Here is a 222-nt window from a genome sequence, read left to right as displayed (position 1 = left end):
CCAGTGTGGCCGTTCACCCTCTCAGGTCGGCTACGCATCGTCGCCTTGGTGAGCCGTTACCTCACCAACTAGCTAATGCGCCGCAGGCCCATCTACAGGTCACAGATTGCTCCGTGTTTCCAAACTCCGACAGGCGTCAAAGTCTTGTATTCGGTCTTAGCTACCGTTTCCGGTAGTTATCCCGATCCTGCAGGCAGGTTGCCTACGTGTTACTCACCCGTC

Annotated in this window: 1 rRNA gene; it reads right to left on the bottom strand. The window is 56.3% G+C overall.

The features are described from left to right. Positions 1-221: ribosomal RNA gene (locus tag LRL21_RS47530) — 16S ribosomal RNA — on the bottom strand; the annotation flags it as partial. Between the last annotated feature and the right edge of the window lies 1 nt (position 222).

The organism is Paenibacillus periandrae, assembly GCF_022458865.1.
GTDB classification, from domain to species: domain Bacteria; phylum Bacillota; class Bacilli; order Paenibacillales; family NBRC-103111; genus Paenibacillus_S; species Paenibacillus_S periandrae.
This window is presented reverse-complemented; position numbering and strand designations above follow the sequence as displayed.